The sequence below is a fragment of the Bartonella rochalimae ATCC BAA-1498 genome (assembly GCF_000706645.1).
Taxonomy (GTDB): domain Bacteria; phylum Pseudomonadota; class Alphaproteobacteria; order Rhizobiales; family Rhizobiaceae; genus Bartonella; species Bartonella rochalimae.
This window is the reverse complement of the sequence record NZ_KL407337.1, coordinates 290,247-305,842: the sequence shown is the minus strand read 5'-3', so window position 1 is coordinate 305,842 and position 15,596 is coordinate 290,247. Positions and strand designations below refer to the sequence as shown.

11 protein-coding genes are annotated in these 15,596 nt (G+C 34.7%); all 11 read left to right on the top strand.

The annotated features are described in order from the left end of the window. Positions 1-4: 4 nt before the first annotated feature. The 11 genes from nuoL to O99_RS01250 all read left to right on the top strand — a co-directional run bounded on the left by nuoL (position 5) and on the right by O99_RS01250 (position 15,522). Complete coding sequence (gene nuoL / locus O99_RS01300) at positions 5-1,969, top strand: NADH-quinone oxidoreductase subunit L (protein ID WP_035005844.1); 1,965 nt, start codon at positions 5-7, stop codon at positions 1,967-1,969. Beyond that, a complete protein-coding gene (locus O99_RS01295) occupies positions 1,969-3,438 on the top strand; it encodes an NADH-quinone oxidoreductase subunit M (protein WP_035005843.1) in 1,470 nt (489 codons plus the stop codon). Before nuoL ends, O99_RS01295 begins: the two co-directional genes overlap by 1 nt. A 17-nt stretch (positions 3,439-3,455) precedes the next feature. Then, positions 3,456-4,910 carry an NADH-quinone oxidoreductase subunit NuoN gene (gene nuoN, locus O99_RS01290; protein ID WP_035005842.1) on the top strand — a complete coding sequence of 485 codons (1,455 nt, stop codon included), beginning with the start codon at positions 3,456-3,458 and terminating at the stop codon, positions 4,908-4,910. Beyond that, a complete protein-coding gene (locus tag O99_RS01285) occupies positions 4,910-5,719 on the top strand; it encodes a biotin--[acetyl-CoA-carboxylase] ligase (protein WP_035005841.1) in 810 nt (269 codons plus the stop codon). Before nuoN ends, O99_RS01285 begins: the two co-directional genes overlap by 1 nt. Positions 5,720-5,771: 52 nt before the next feature. Next, complete coding sequence (locus O99_RS01280) at positions 5,772-7,448, top strand: ribonuclease J (protein WP_035005840.1); 1,677 nt, start codon at positions 5,772-5,774, stop codon at positions 7,446-7,448. A 227-nt stretch (positions 7,449-7,675) separates the two neighbouring features. Next, the gene (gene proS / locus O99_RS01275) at positions 7,676-9,001 is read left to right on the top strand and encodes a proline--tRNA ligase (protein WP_035005838.1); all 1,326 of its coding nucleotides are present in this window, start codon (positions 7,676-7,678) and stop codon (positions 8,999-9,001) included. 11 nt (positions 9,002-9,012) lie between these two features. After that, positions 9,013-10,281 carry a lipoprotein-releasing ABC transporter permease subunit gene (locus O99_RS01270; protein ID WP_035005836.1) on the top strand — a complete coding sequence of 423 codons (1,269 nt, stop codon included), beginning with the start codon at positions 9,013-9,015 and terminating at the stop codon, positions 10,279-10,281. Then, a complete protein-coding gene (locus O99_RS01265) occupies positions 10,281-10,961 on the top strand; it encodes an ABC transporter ATP-binding protein (RefSeq protein ID WP_035005834.1) in 681 nt (226 codons plus the stop codon). The genes O99_RS01270 and O99_RS01265 overlap by 1 nt, the downstream gene beginning before the upstream one ends. Before the next feature lie 73 nt (positions 10,962-11,034). Then, positions 11,035-11,325, top strand: a complete 291-nt coding sequence (locus O99_RS01260; RefSeq protein ID WP_035005833.1) for an FAD assembly factor SdhE — start codon at positions 11,035-11,037, stop codon at positions 11,323-11,325. A gap of 6 nt (positions 11,326-11,331) precedes the next feature. Next, the gene (gene mfd / locus O99_RS01255) at positions 11,332-14,832 is read left to right on the top strand and encodes a transcription-repair coupling factor (RefSeq protein WP_035005831.1); all 3,501 of its coding nucleotides are present in this window, start codon (positions 11,332-11,334) and stop codon (positions 14,830-14,832) included. A gap of 129 nt (positions 14,833-14,961) precedes the next feature. Beyond that, complete coding sequence (locus O99_RS01250) at positions 14,962-15,522, top strand: hypothetical protein (RefSeq protein WP_035005829.1); 561 nt, start codon at positions 14,962-14,964, stop codon at positions 15,520-15,522. Positions 15,523-15,596 lie beyond the last annotated feature (74 nt).

The window sequence follows — 15,596 nt, the reverse complement described above, 5'->3', positions numbered from 1 at the left end:
CGTGATGTATTATATGATCGTTTTTCTTCCGCTTTTAGGTTTTTTAATTGCTGCAATAGGTGGAAAGACTATAGCTCCTCGTGCTAGTGAGCTGGTAACATCTAGCTTTATGATGATTGTTGCTGGGTTATCATGGATATCTTTTTTAAGTATGGCTTTTAATAATGCTTCAACAGTTGATATACCGCTATTGCAATGGGTAGTTATTGATAAATTAGTGTTTAATTGGTCTTTGCATGTTGATACATTGACAGCTGTTATGCTTGTTGTAGTGAATAGTGTCTCGGCATTAGTTCATATTTATTCAATTGGTTATATGCATCATGATCCTTCAAGGCCTCGTTTTTTTGCTTATCTTTCTTTATTTACATTTATGATGTTGATGTTGGTGACAGCCAATAATCTAATTCAAATGTTTTTTGGATGGGAAGGTGTTGGCCTTGTATCTTATTTGTTGATTGGTTTTTGGTTTCAGCGGGATTCTGCTAATAAGGCAGCAATGAAAGCTTTTGTAGTTAATCGTGTTGGGGATTTTGGTTTTCTATTAGGAATATTCAACATTTTTGTTTTATTTCAGTCAGTTAATTTTGTAGATATTTTTACAAAAGCTGCAGATAATAATTTTATAAAGGGTATGACGTTTTTAGGTGGTCATTTTGGGGGACAAACAGTAATTACTATTACATGTCTTCTTTTATTTGTTGGCGCTATGGGTAAATCAGCACAATTTCTTTTACATACGTGGCTTCCTGATGCGATGGAAGGACCAACTCCAGTATCTGCGCTCATTCATGCAGCTACAATGGTAACGGCTGGTGTTTTTATGATTGCGCGTATGTCACCGATTTTTGAACTTTCTCCGAATGCTTTAACAGTAATCATTATTATTGGGGCAACGACAGCATTTTTTGCTGCAACTGTGGGAGTCGTACAAAATGATATCAAGCGCGTTATTGCTTATTCTACTTGTTCACAGCTTGGTTATATGTTTGTTGGGTTAGGGGTTGGAGCATATGGAGCAGCCATTTTCCATCTTTTTACGCACGCTTTTTTTAAAGCCTTATTATTTCTCGGAGCAGGATCTGTAATTCATGCTGTTTCTGATGAACAAGATATGCGAAAAATGGGTGGATTATATAAACATATAAAAACAACTTATTGGATGATGTTTATAGGAACTATTGCCTTAACAGGCTTTGGAATTCCTGGAACTTTTTTTGGCACTGCAGGATTTTTTTCAAAAGATGCTATTATAGAATCTGCCTTTGCATCGCATAATATTGCGTCAGAATATGCTTTTTGGCTTCTTATTTTATCTGCTTTATTAACGAGTTTTTATTCTTGGCGGCTTATATTTATGACATTTCATGGCAAGACACGTGCAACCGTTGATGTTATGCATCATGTGCATGAATCAGCTCCAGTGATGTTAGTTCCATTATTTATTTTATCTATCGGAGCATTGTTTGCTGGTGTAATTTTCCAGCCTTATTTTTTTGGTGACTTTTATGATGCTTTTTGGAAAGGTGCATTATTTACGGGAAGTCATAATCATATTCTTCATGAAGCACACAATGTACCTGACTGGGTAAAATGGTCGCCATTTACAGCGATGATTCTTGGTTTTACCTTAGCGTATTTATTTTATATTCTAGTTCCTTCAATTCCTAAAAGAATTGCTGAATTTTTACCTATATTACACCGATTTCTTTATAATAAATGGTATTTTGATGAAGTTTATAATATTTTATTTGTTCGTTCTGCCTTGGGAATTGGTAACTTTTTTTGGAAAATAGGTGACAATAAGGTTATTGATGGTTTAGGCCCAAATGGCATTGCAGCACGTATTATTAACATCACAAATAAAGTTATTCGCATGCAAACAGGATATCTTTATCATTATGCATTTGCAATGCTGATTGGCGTGGCAACACTCATCACATGGATGATGATTAGGAGCTTAAATTGATGACCGACTGGCCTATTCTTTCTACTGTTACTTTTTTGCCGCTTGTTGGTGTGTTCCTGATTTTATTAATCAAGGATGATAGTGAAGCAGCAAAACGCAATATACGTAATGTAGCGTTTTTTACGACTGTGTTTGTTTTTATTATTTCTTTAGTTATTTGGGCAGGATTTGATACTACAAACTCTGATTTTCAGATGGTTGAGAAATTCCACTGGTTAGGTAGTGATATTAGTTATCATGTAGGTATCGATGGTATTTCTGTTCTTTTTGTTGTTCTTTCAGCTTTTCTTTTACCTTTCTGTATTTTAGCAAGTTGGAATACTATTCAAGATAGATTAAAAGATTACATGATTGCTTTTCTTCTTCTCGAAGTTGCAATTATTGGAGTTTTTTGTGCTCTTGATGCAATCTTATTCTATATCTTTTTTGAAGGTAGCCTTATTCCAATGTTTATTATTATTGGTGTTTGGGGTGGGGCGCGTCGTATTTATGCAAGTATGAAATTTTTCTTATATACTTTGCTTGGCTCAGTGCTCATGCTGGTTGCTATCATGGTTATGTATTGGGAAGCAGGAACACTTGATATACCAACTTTGTTAACCTACCAGTTTAATACACATATGCAGACGTGGTTGTGGCTTGCATTTTTTGCTTCTTTTGCTGTTAAAATGCCAATGTGGCCAGTTCATACATGGTTGCCTGATGCTCATGTGGAAGCACCAACAGCAGGCTCTGTTATTTTAGCTGGCGTATTACTTAAATTGGGCGGTTATGGTTTTATTCGTTTTTCATTACCAATGTTTCCTATTGCTTCAGCTGATTTTTCTTCTTTAGTTTTCACATTATCGCTAATTGCGATTATTTACACATCTTTAGTTGCACTTGTTCAAAGTGATATAAAGAAACTGATTGCTTATTCATCGGTGGCGCATATGGGATATGTAACGATGGGTATTTTTTCTGCTAATGAACAAGGCATTCAAGGTGCTATTTATCAGATGCTATCGCATGGAATTGTTTCAGCGGCTTTATTTCTTTGTGTTGGAGTGATCTATAACCGCTTACATACACGTGAAATTTCAGCGTTTGGCGGTTTAGTAAATAATATGCCTAAATATGCTGTTGTTTTCTTGATTTTTACTATGGCAAATATTGGGTTACCTGGAAGTTCAGGATTTATCGGCGAGTTTTTAACTCTAATAGGTGTTTTCCAAGTTAATAAATTGGTTGCTGTTTTTGCTACAACTGGCGTTATTTTATCAGCAGCTTATGCACTTTATCTTTATCGGCGCATTGTTTTTGGCTCTTTAGAAAAAGAAAACTTGAAAGTTCTTCTTGATCTATCACCAATAGAGAAATTCACCCTTTATCCAATGGTTATTCTCACAATATTTTTTGGTGTTTATCCAACACCAATTTTTAAAACAACAATGTCTGCGGTAGAATCTTTGATCAACCAGCTGCACTAAATAAAAGATGAACGCTCATGCAAACTGAAATAATAACTCAATTAGTGTTAATTCTTCCTGAGATTTTAATTGCCTTGGGAGGAATAGCACTGCTCTTAATCGGCGTTTATTCTAGAGCGCATTCATATTTAACTGTTACAGGTTTAGCGATTGCTCTTCTTATTGCAACTATTATTATCGTGATGATCTTTCCAAAAAGCGGTTTTTTTTGCACAGATGCGCTCATCATTGATTCTTTTAGCCGCTATATGAAAATTTTAACGCTTATTGGCGCATTATTTGCTCTCATTATGTCTGTTTCTTTTACCTGTGCTCAAAAATTTGATATATTTGAATTTCCAGTATTGGTTCTGTTTGCAACCCTTGGTATGATGTTCATGATTTCAGCAGGTAATATGCTGTCTCTTTATATGGGGTTAGAGCTACAATCTTTATCTTTATATGTTTTAGCTGCTATTAATCGTAATAATGTTAAATCTTCTGAAGCAGGATTAAAATATTTTGTTTTAGGTGCATTGTCTTCAGGATTACTTCTTTATGGTATTTCATTACTTTATGGTTTTACTGGCCAAATTAGCTTTCATGAAATTGCATTGGCTTTAAAAGGTGAGGTTTTGCAGTTAGGTGTTATTTTTGGAATTGTGTTTATTTTAGCTGGTTTGGCTTTCAAAATTTCTGCAGTTCCATTTCATATGTGGACACCTGATGTTTACGAAGGCGCGCCAACACCTATTACAGCGTTTTTTGCTGGTGCCCCTAAAGTTGCAGCAATGGCGTTAATTATTCGTATAATTGTTGTTGCTTTTATTCCATTTGATAACGCTGATAACCTTATGCCTGCATGGCAGCAAATTATAGTATTTATAGCGATTGCATCAATGATATTAGGTGCATTTGCTGCAATTGGTCAAAGTAATATTAAGCGTCTAATGGCTTATTCATCGATTAGTCATATGGGATATGCTCTTGTTGGGTTAGCTGCAGGAAATGTACTTGGGGTAAAAGGTGTTATCATTTATATGACCATTTATCTTGTTATGACACTTGGTTCGTTTTCTTTCATTCTTAGTATGCGGTCGCATGATGGAAATGTTGAAAATATTTATGATCTTGCAGGATTGGCAAAAACAAATCCGTTTATGGCTATTATTATGACAATACATCTTTTTTCGTTAGCAAGTATACCACCTATGGCAGGTTTTTTTGGAAAGTGGTATACATTTTCTGCAGCTGTTCATGCAGGTCTTATTCCGCTTGCTGTCGTTGGTGTATTGGCTTCTGTGGTTAGTGCTTTTTATTATTTGCGTGTCATCAAAATTATGTGGTTTGATGATGCAAAAGCTGGCTTTATTTCTTTATCAAGCGAACTTAAGTTTTGTCTTACTTTTTCTGCATTGTTCATTTTATTTTATGTGTTTTTTGGAATTGTATTTTCTGAATTGGCAGAACAAGCAGCTGCAGCATTGTTTTAGTGAATATGGTTTATGTGTTGTCAGACTTTGCAAAAAAACAAGGGTATGATATTGAATCATATGAAAGTGTTGACTCAACAAATCTTGTTGCACAGCAAAAGGCACATTCTGGACATCACGGGTATCTTTGGATTGTTGCGAATGAACAAACACAAGGAAGAGCTAGAAGAGGAAGAATATGGAGTAGTCCAAAAGGAAATCTTTATTCTAGCCTTTTATTAATTGATGATATTATCCATCAGACTGCTGCTCAACTTAGTTTTGTTGCTGGAGTAAGTATGTTAGAGGCTGTCAAACAATTTATAAAGAATGAAAAGCAAGCTAACGACATTATTAGTTTAAAATGGCCGAATGATATTTTACTTAAAGGAGCTAAAAGCTGTGGGATTTTACTTGAACTTTTCAAACTAACTCCGCAAAAATATGCATTAGTTATTGGTATTGGTATGAATGTAGAATACCATTATGAAGATGCGCCGTATCCAACCTCAAGTATAAAGAATATTGGTTTAAATATTGATAAAGAACAATTGTTTACCGCTCTGACGCAATATTTTGCTGAAAATTATCTTCTTTGGAAACAACCCTATGGATGTGATACAATTCGTAAAAAATGGCTTTTATATTGTTCTCATCTTGGACAACACATTACAGTAAATAGCGATGAAAGGATCATTGAAGGTATTTTTGATGGTCTTGATTGTGATTTTAACTGTATTGTAAAACAAAAAAATGGTCAGCGGGCAATCATAACATCTGGAGATGTTCATTTTGGTTTAGCTGCTTCTGCTGATGTAGATTGTAATTGACTTATAAAGTTTTATTTCAGCATGAGTTATCTTAATAATTTAGGAGACATTTATGACTGTTGCCAATAAGAATGAATTGGTTTTTTTACCTTTAGGAGGAGTTGGAGAAATAGGAATGAATCTAGCTGCCTATGGATTTGGTCCTAAAGATTGTCGTGAATGGTTACTTGTTGATATGGGAGTTAGTTTTGCAGGTCCTGAATTACCTGGAGTAGATCTTATTTTGCCAGATATTCGTTTTTTAGAAAATGAAAAACATAATGTCTGTGGTCTTATTTTAACACATGCTCATGAAGATCATTATGGTGCTGTTCTTGATTTATGGCCAAAGCTTAAAATTCCAATTTATTGCACTTGTTTTACAGCTGGATTATTAGAGAGTAAAAGACAGTCAGATTTTGAATTTCATGAAATTCCAGTTAATATTTTTCAATCTGGCGATTGCTTTCAGGTTGGACCATTTTCAATCGAAGCTATTTCTGTTAATCATTCGATTCCAGAAGCAGTTTCTTTAGCTATTACAACATCTTTAGGAAATGTGATTCATACTGGGGATTGGAAAATTGATCATACGCCTTCACTTGGGCCTATAACAGATGAAGAACGGTTTCGGACTTTGGGGAATAAAGGTGTATTAGCCTTATTATGTGATTCCACTAATGCACTTCAAGATGGTATATCACCATCGGAACAACAAGTTCAGGAAAGTATTTCTGAAATTATTTTGAAAGCTAAAGGTCGAATTGCTATTACAACTTTTGCCTCTAATATTGGCCGTATACGCTCAATTGCTCTTGCTGCAGAATCTGTTGGACGTCAAGTTCTTTTGGTAGGACGTTCTTTAAAGCGTAGTGTTATGGTCGCACAAGAGCTTGGTTATATGGATGATATAGCACCATTTATAACAGAAGAAGATTATAGCCATATTCCACCCCAAAATATTGTTTTGGTAGTAACTGGTAGTCAAGGTGAACCACGTGCTGCATTAGCAAAACTCTCACGAAATGAAATGAAAAATATCACTCTCTCTCCTGGTGATACAATTATTTATTCATCACGTAATATTCCAGGTAATGAAAAAGCTATTATTGATATACAAAATCGTTTTATTGATCAGGGTATTAACATTATTACCAATCGAGATGCTCTTGTACATGTTTCAGGTCATCCCCGTCGTTCAGAACTTTTACAAATGTATGATTGGACAAAACCACAGATCCTTATTCCTGTACATGGTGAAGCGATACATCTTACAGCTCAAAAAACTTTAGCACAACAAGTTGGCATAAAAACTGTTGCTGGAATTAGAAATGGTGATATATTTCGTCTTGCACCAGAACCAGTAGAAATTATTGATCAAGTCGCTGTTGGTCGTATTTATAAAGATGGTTTTCTGCTTGGTAATGAAGATGAATTAGGAATTCGTGAGCGTTGCAAGTTAAGTTATGTTGGTCATGTTTCTGTTTCTCTTCACATGAATAGTAAGCATGATTTAATTGATAATATTGGTCTTATAATGTTTGGTCTTCCTAAAAGCGATAGGGCAGGGGAATTATTAGAAGATATTCTTCTAAATGTTATTGAAAATGCCATTAATAATATTCCGCGTGCAAAAAGAAAAGATAATGAACTTATCCGAGAAGCTGCGAGGCGTGCAGTAAGAGCAGCTGTTAATAAGATTTGGGGGAAAAAGCCTATTTGTGTAGTTTTTTTACATCGTTCAAAATAAAAGTATTTTAATATTCGATTATTTTTTATAAAAAGAAGATAAAACTATTTCAATTAGCTCATTGTACAAATACGGACTTCACACTTTTTATGTAAGTGCAGTTAAAGAAAAGATAGAAGATAATATTTCAATATTATTATCATATTTGCAAGCCTTCAGAATATAGCTATAAATACCACTTGTAAATTGCTGTAATTTGATAAGTCTAATTAGGAGTAATAGTTTTAATGCGTCTTTCTCAATATTTTCTGCCTATTTTAAAAGAGAGTCCTAAGGAAGCAGAAGTTATTTCACATCGATTTATGTTGCGAGCTGGTATGGTACGTCAACAGACATCAGGAATTTATTCTTGGTTACCATTAGGTAAAAAAGTTCTTGACAAGATTTGTAAGATTATTCGTGAAGAACAAGAACGAGCTGGAGCTTTAGAAATATTGATGCCAACGATTCAATCTGCTGATCTTTGGCGTGAAAGTGAGCGTTATAATGATTATGGTCTTGAAATGTTACGCATTAGAGATCGTCAAGATCGTGATTTACTCTATGGTCCGACTAATGAAGAGATGGTAACAGATATTTTCCGTTCATACGTTCGTTCTTATAAAGATCTTCCACTAAATCTCTATCATATTCAATGGAAATTTCGTGATGAAATTCGTCCACGTTTTGGTGTGATGCGCGCACGCGAATTCTTGATGAAAGATGCTTATTCTTTTGACCTTGATTATGCGAGTGCAAAAATATCCTATAATCGTATGTTTGTTGCTTATTTACGCACTTTTTCTCGTGTTGGCTTAAAAGCAATTCCTATGCGTGCTGATACAGGTCCAATTGGCGGTGAGCTTAGTCATGAATTTATTATTTTAGCCAAAACAGGTGAAAGTTCTATATTTTGTGACAAAAGATTTCTTGAATTTACAGTTCCGTCTGTTTCAATTGATTTTACCGATAAGGATGTTTTAGCTGATATTGTTAGACAATGGACATCTTTATATGCTGCAACAGAAGAAATGCATAATGAAGAAGAGTGGAGTAAAGTCTCTGACAGTAATAAGCTCTCAGCGCGTGGTATTGAGGTAGGACATATTTTTCATTTTGGTACAAAATACTCTGCTCCAATGGGGGCAAAAGTTATGGGACAAGATGGAAAAGAGCACTTTGTTTCTATGGGATCTTATGGGATTGGACCTTCGCGTCTTGTAGCGGCAGTCATTGAGTCTTCTCATGATGAACATGGTATTATTTGGCCAAAATCAATCGCACCATTTGATTTTGGTATCATCAATATGAAACCAGATGATGAAAAATGTAGTTATATATGTGAAACTCTTTATCAAGGGCTTATACGTAGTGGTTTTGATCCACTGTTAGATGATACGAGTGAGCGTCCTGGATCGAAATTTGCAACAATGGATTTGATTGGTTTGCCGGTACAAATGATTATTGGTCCTAAAAATGCTACACAAAATGAAGTTGAAATTAAAGATCGAAAAACAGGTCTTAGAGAAGTTTTAACGGTTGAAGCTGTGCTAAACCGATTTTCGGTAATTTGATGGGCAATATCATGACTGTTTTGAGGAATAAAGGATTTTCATCTTATGAATGGATGATTGCTTTCCGTTATATGATTCCTAATAAAAAACATATGTTTACATCTATTATTTCAATTATTTCTTTAATTGGAATTATGTTAGGAGTTTTTGCTTTAGTTGTTGTTATGGCAGTTATGAATGGTTTTCGGACAGAACTCCTCAATCGTATTTTAGGAATGAATGGGCATCTTATTGTACAAACCATTGATTCCAATTTTACTGATTATAATACTCTTATTTCTTCTCTGGAATCTATCAAGGATATAAAATTAGTTCTTCCGATTATTGAAGGACAAGCTCTTGTCCAGGGTAATGTCGAAAGAGGAACTGGTGCTTTAGTTCGTGGTGTACGTCAAAAAGATTTGATGAAACTGAAAACAGTCGCTCAAAATATTATCTCAGGTACACTCGCTCAATTTGATAAAGAAGAAGGTATTGCAATTGGAAGTGGTTTGGCAGAAAAATTGGGTCTTACAGTTGGAAGTCATCTGCGCATCATTACACCAGATGGTGATGATACGCCCTTTGGAGTTACGCCACGTGTCAAAGCTTATAAAGTCGTTGCTATCTTTGAAGTTGGCATGTCAGAATATGATTCAATATTTGTTTTTATGCCTCTTCATGAAGCACAAATTTTCTTTAACTTAGAGGAAAAAATTCAATCTTTAGAGTTATTTCTTAATGATCCTGATGCTATTGATCAAGTAAAACCGGTGATAGAAAAAACAGTTAATCAACAAATTCATTTAATTGATTGGCGTACGCAAAATCAGTCTTTTTTTTCAGCATTACAAGTTGAACGAAATGTTATGTTTTTTATTCTCTCTCTTATTATTCTCGTTGCGGCTTTGAATATTATTTCAGGTTTAATAATGCTTGTAAAAGATAAAAGCCATGATATTGCAATTCTGCGTACAATGGGAGCGGATCAAAGTGCGATTATGCATATATTTATTACCACTGGCATGGTAATTGGACTTATTGGAACGATATTGGGTTTAATTTTAGGAATTATAGTTACTATAAATATTAATCATATTCAGGACTTTATATCTTGGCTGTTTAATGTCGATGTTTTTAATCCTCAGCTTTATTTTTTAGCAAAGTTGCCCGCTCGAATTGAGTGGGGACAGATTGCTATGGTAGTTATGATGTCTTTGTTTTTATCTTTTCTTGCGACTCTTATTCCAGCATGGCGTGCTGCTAAATTAGATCCTATACAAGCGTTAAGGTATGAATGATGTCTACTGTTTTAGAACTTGTTGAGATTGAGAAACATTTTGTTGATAATAACAAACCTTTAGTTATTTTGAATAAAGCCAATTTTGTTCTAAAACGTGGAGAAATTGTAGCACTTGTAGCACCATCTGGTTCTGGAAAATCAACATTTCTTCATATCGCAGGATTATTAGAAAGACCAACAGCTGGCGATATTTTGTTACGAGGTATTTCTTGTGCAAAACGTTCTGATGGTGAACGCACAGCAATCAGACGAAATGATATTGGTTTTGTCTATCAATTTCATCATTTACTACCAGAATTTACGGCTTTAGAAAATGTTATGATTCCTCAAATGATTGCAGGATTGAAAAAATCTATTGCAGAAGATCGTGCCTTTAAATTATTAAGCTATCTTCGCGTTGCTCACCGCGCTAAACACCGTCCATCAGAACTATCGGGGGGGGAGCAACAACGTGTTGCAATTGCGCGTGCTGTAGCAAATGCGCCTTCTGTACTTTTAGCTGATGAGCCTACAGGAAACCTTGATCCTACAACTTCAGCATATGTATTTCAAGCTCTATCAGTACTTGTGCGCCAATCTGGTCTTGCTGCCCTTGTTGCCACACACAATTATGGTTTAGCCAAACAGATGCATCGTCGAATTACAATTAAAGAAAAAAAAATTATTGAACTTCCTTAATATTGAGATACAAATTTATTCTAAAAAAATAACAGTGTAGTGTATGTTTATTTTTGTCTGTTAGGAGATTTTTATGACAAATTTAGCCATTGATGAAAATCGATTGGATTCACGTCGTCGCCGATTGATTTTTCGTGCATGGCACCGAGGTATTCGTGAAGTAGACTTGATTTTGGGCCAATATGTTGATGCACATATTGCCAAGATGAGTGATCAAACAGTTTCTGAACTTGAATATATTATGTCTTTTGAAGATCGTGATTTATTAGGGTGGATTACAAGAGAAGTTTCTATACCACCTAAGGTAGATAGTGCACTTTTTCGCGATATTATAAATTATTGCTCTCGTATAAATTTTAATTAAATCAAAATGGCTATATTAAAAAAAATTGTTATTCCTCCAAATACGCCTAGTGGTATGATTTTTGATGGTGTTGTTGATGGATTTGAAGCTTTTGCACTTGCTAAATTAAGTGCAGAAATTGCTCAAGATAAACCACTTGTTTATGTTGTTCGTGATGGAACAAAAATGGCTTATTTACAGCAAGCTTTAAATTTCATTGAACCTAATTTATCTGTTTTTCAGTTTCCGGCATGGGATTGTTTACCTTATGATCGCGTATCACCTGGGATAGCTATTACTGCACGTCGTCTTTCAGCTTTGGCTCATATGTCAGATCTGCGTAAAAATCCACGGTTTTCAATCATATTAACAACAGCTAATACAGTTATTCAAAAACTACCACCTTGTGCAATGATTGATGATCAAATTATCCATGTGCGTATTGGTCAATGTATGGATATGACATATTTAATTCATTATTTAGAACATAATGGTTTTGAACGTGTTGCAACTGTACGTGATATTGGTGAATTTGCTGTAAGGGGAGGAATTATTGATATTTTTTCTCCTAGTTATACGGAACCTTTTCGTCTTGATTTTTTTGGCCAAACTTTAGAAACCATTCGCGTATTTGATCCAGAGACGCAACGAACAATAGCGAATAAAACAGAATTATTTTTACAGCCGATGAGTGAAATTACTCTCACTCCTGAGTTTATTAGCCGATTTAAAAGCAATTATATTCGTTCTTTTGGGGTACCCAAAAAAAGTGACATGCTTTATGAGGCTATTTCTCAAGGGAGGCGTTTTTCAGGTATGGAGCATTGGCTCCCATTGTTTTATGAAAATCTCAATAGTTTTTTTGATCACTGTGGTAATCTGCCTGTTGTTTTTGAGCATCTCATAGAAGAAGCTCTCATTGAACGATATCGTCTTATTGTAGATTATTATAATGCGCGCAAAGAACGCGAAAATAATCAAGAGAATGATGTTTCTTATCATCCAATAGAGCCTAATCTTCTTTATTGGACACCCGAACAAGTTTTAACATGTGTAGAGCAGTGTGGTTTGCGTATTGATTTTACACCTTTTAATATTTCACGAACACTGAAACAGACAGTTATTCATACAAATGCTACACAGGGCTATGATTTTATAAAAGAACGTAATGCTCTAGATAAAAATGTTTTTTCAAGTGTAGTTGATCACATTGCTTCATTGCGATCTTCTGGTAAGAAAGTACTTTTGGCTTTTTGGAGTGAAGGATCTATGGATCGTTTACTGCAAGTTCTTGATGAACACGGTTTACAAAAAGTAGAAATTGCAAAATCATTGCAAACCGTAAAAGCAACACCGCGTGATCGGATTTTAGCTGCTGTTTTAATGATAGAGCATGGCTTTGAAATTGAAGATTTTGTTGTCATAGCGGAACAAGATATCCTTGGTGATCGATTAGTAAGATCACCAAAAAAGCGTAAAAGTAATGCGCATTTTATTTCTGAAATTGCTTCCTTAAATTCTGGTGATATCGTTGTACATGTTGATCATGGTATTGGACAGTTTATTGGTCTCAAAACTATCATGACAACAGGGATTTTACGTGATTGTTTAGAAATCAATTATGCTGGAGGCGATCGGCTATTTTTACCCATTGAGAATATTGAACTTTTATCTCGTTATGGATCAGAAAGTACAAATGTCACGTTGGATAAATTAGGAAGTGTTGGATGGCAAACACGTAAAGCACGCCTTAAAAAGCATTTATTAAAAATTGCTGGTCAATTGATCTGTATAGCTGCAGAACGTGCGACGCGTTCAGCACCTACTCTAACTCCACCAGTAGGGCTCTTTGATGAATTTGTTGCATGCTTTCCTTATGAGGAAACAGATGATCAAATGGATGCCATTAATGCTGTTTTAGATGACTTAGCATCAGGAAAACCAATGGATCGTTTAATCTGTGGTGATGTAGGTTTTGGCAAAACAGAAGTTGCTATTCGCAGTGCTTTTGTTGCAGCATTAAATGGTTATCAAGTTGCTGTTGTTGTGCCTACAACTTTACTTTCACGACAACATTACAAAACTTTTCTTGCTCGTTTTCAAGGGCTACCGGTTAAGATTGCTCATTTGTCAAGGCTTGTAAAAGCGAGAGAATTGGCGCAAATTAAAAAAGGTATTTCAGAGGGTACGATCGACATTGTTATTGGAACACATGCATTACTCAATGATTCAGTGAGTTTTTCACGATTAGGACTTCTTATCATTGATGAAGAACAGCACTTTGGAGTAAAACATAAAGAGCGTCTAAAAGAATTAAAAAGTGATATTCATGTTCTTACACTTTCAGCGACTCCTATACCAAGAACATTAAGTCTTGCTTTATCGGGGCTACGTGAACTTTCATTAATTACAACCCCACCTATCGATAGAATGGCTGTACGTACTTTTATTTCACCTTTTGATTTGATGGTTATACGCGAAACATTATTACGTGAATATTATCGAGGTGGACAGAGTTTTTATGTGTGCCCGCGTATTTCTGATCTTTCTTATGTAGAAGAATATCTCAAAACGCATGTGCCTGAAATTAAATTTGTTATAGCACATGGACAAATGCCAGCTGGACAACTTGATGATATTATGAATGCGTTTTATGATGGGCAATATGATGTATTACTTTCAACTACTATCATTGAATCAGGTCTCGATATTCCAACAGCCAATACATTAATTGTACATCGTGCTGAAATGTTTGGTCTTTCTGCACTCTATCAGTTGCGTGGTAGAGTAGGGCGTTCAAAACAACGTGCTTATGCACTTTTTACTTTCCCTTCTGGTAAAGTTTTACTTCCTGCAGCAGATCGTCGTCTTAAAGTTTTGCAGTCCCTTGATACATTAGGTGCAGGTTTTCAACTGGCTAGTCATGATATGGACATTCGAGGTTCAGGTAATTTATTAGGTGAAGAACAATCAGGACACATCAAAGAAGTTGGGTTTGAACTCTACCAAAAAATGCTTGAAGAAGCCGTTGCTGAATTAAAAGATGGCCAACATGAGAGAGATAATCAGTGGTCACCTCAAATTTCTCTTGGTACAGCAGTGATCATACCAGAAAATTTTGTACCTGATTTATCATTGCGTATGGGGCTTTATCGTCGTTTAACAGAACTTGATAATATAGAACAAATTGATAAATTTGGAGCTGAATTAATTGATCGCTTTGGTCCTTTGCCACTTGAGGTTCAACACCTACTTAAAGTTTTTTACATCAAAATATTATGTCGAAAAGCACATGTGGAAAAAATAGATGCTGGACCAAAGGGGATTGTTATACAATTTCGCAATAATTACTTTGAAAATGGTATTGCTCTTGTTCAATGGGTTGGGAAACAAGGATCAATGGCAAAAATTCGACCAGATCAAAGCATTGTTTTTATTCGTGATTGGACTAAAGTAAATGAAAGACTTGTTGGTGTAGCAAATATTATGACACAGCTTGCAGAAATGGCAACAAAATGTTCTGCTTAATTTAAATTAAAAATTTTTTTATACTCATTTTACTTTACATATTATTCTAATAATATATTTATTATTTATATTGATGCGTATAATATTGTAATAATTTCCTTAAATAATTTAAAAAGAAATAAATATAATATGATTATTACAAAAAAATTATTAATTATAGCTCTTTTGTTACTCAGTATAATATTTAGAGTAAAGTATGCTTATGCTGAGGCTATTTTAAGTAAAGAAACGCTAAAACAATCCCTAAAGCAATCCCTTTCTGGTTTAACTCTTGATGAGAGATTCAAATATCTTATAGAGCAACAGAAAATTATTCAGAATGAAAATGATTCTCTTCAAAAAGAAAATGACTTTTTTACGAATATAATTCGTGAAAAGAGAGCTAAAAATTCTCCTATACCTGAACATATTTTTGATGACAAAAATAAAGTTTTAAATAAAATAACTAATCTTTTATCAGAAAGTATGGTGATTTTTCATGAAATAGAGATTGTGCGCTCACTGTTAGAAAAGCGTGTTATAGCAAAAGAATATGTAACAGGAGAATATGAAGAAAAACAGATTAAAGCACTAAAATATTGGAACAAATTTCAGTCAGAAAAGATGACACAGGCGTTTTCTTATTTGGAGCTGTATCAGGCTGCCTTTGTGTGCAAAACACAAGAAGATGTATTAAAAAAAGTGATATAGGGCCTGTATTGTGTGAAAATTTCTCTTGGAAAGACGAAGACTTTAGTTGGGCAAAAGATGCGATTGCTTTAAGT

Coding starts and splice junctions, on each gene's coding strand:
- nuoL (WP_035005844.1), top strand. CDS start 5: ATGTATTATATGATCGTTTTTCTTCCGCTTTTAGGTTTTTTAATTGCT.
- O99_RS01295 (WP_035005843.1), top strand. CDS start 1,969: ATGACCGACTGGCCTATTCTTTCTACTGTTACTTTTTTGCCGCTTGTT.
- nuoN (WP_035005842.1), top strand. CDS start 3,456: ATGCAAACTGAAATAATAACTCAATTAGTGTTAATTCTTCCTGAGATT.
- O99_RS01280 (WP_035005840.1), top strand. CDS start 5,772: ATGACTGTTGCCAATAAGAATGAATTGGTTTTTTTACCTTTAGGAGGA.
- proS (WP_035005838.1), top strand. CDS start 7,676: ATGCGTCTTTCTCAATATTTTCTGCCTATTTTAAAAGAGAGTCCTAAG.
- O99_RS01270 (WP_035005836.1), top strand. CDS start 9,013: ATGACTGTTTTGAGGAATAAAGGATTTTCATCTTATGAATGGATGATT.
- O99_RS01265 (WP_035005834.1), top strand. CDS start 10,281: ATGTCTACTGTTTTAGAACTTGTTGAGATTGAGAAACATTTTGTTGAT.
- O99_RS01260 (WP_035005833.1), top strand. CDS start 11,035: ATGACAAATTTAGCCATTGATGAAAATCGATTGGATTCACGTCGTCGC.
- mfd (WP_035005831.1), top strand. CDS start 11,332: ATGGCTATATTAAAAAAAATTGTTATTCCTCCAAATACGCCTAGTGGT.
- O99_RS01250 (WP_035005829.1), top strand. CDS start 14,962: ATGATTATTACAAAAAAATTATTAATTATAGCTCTTTTGTTACTCAGT.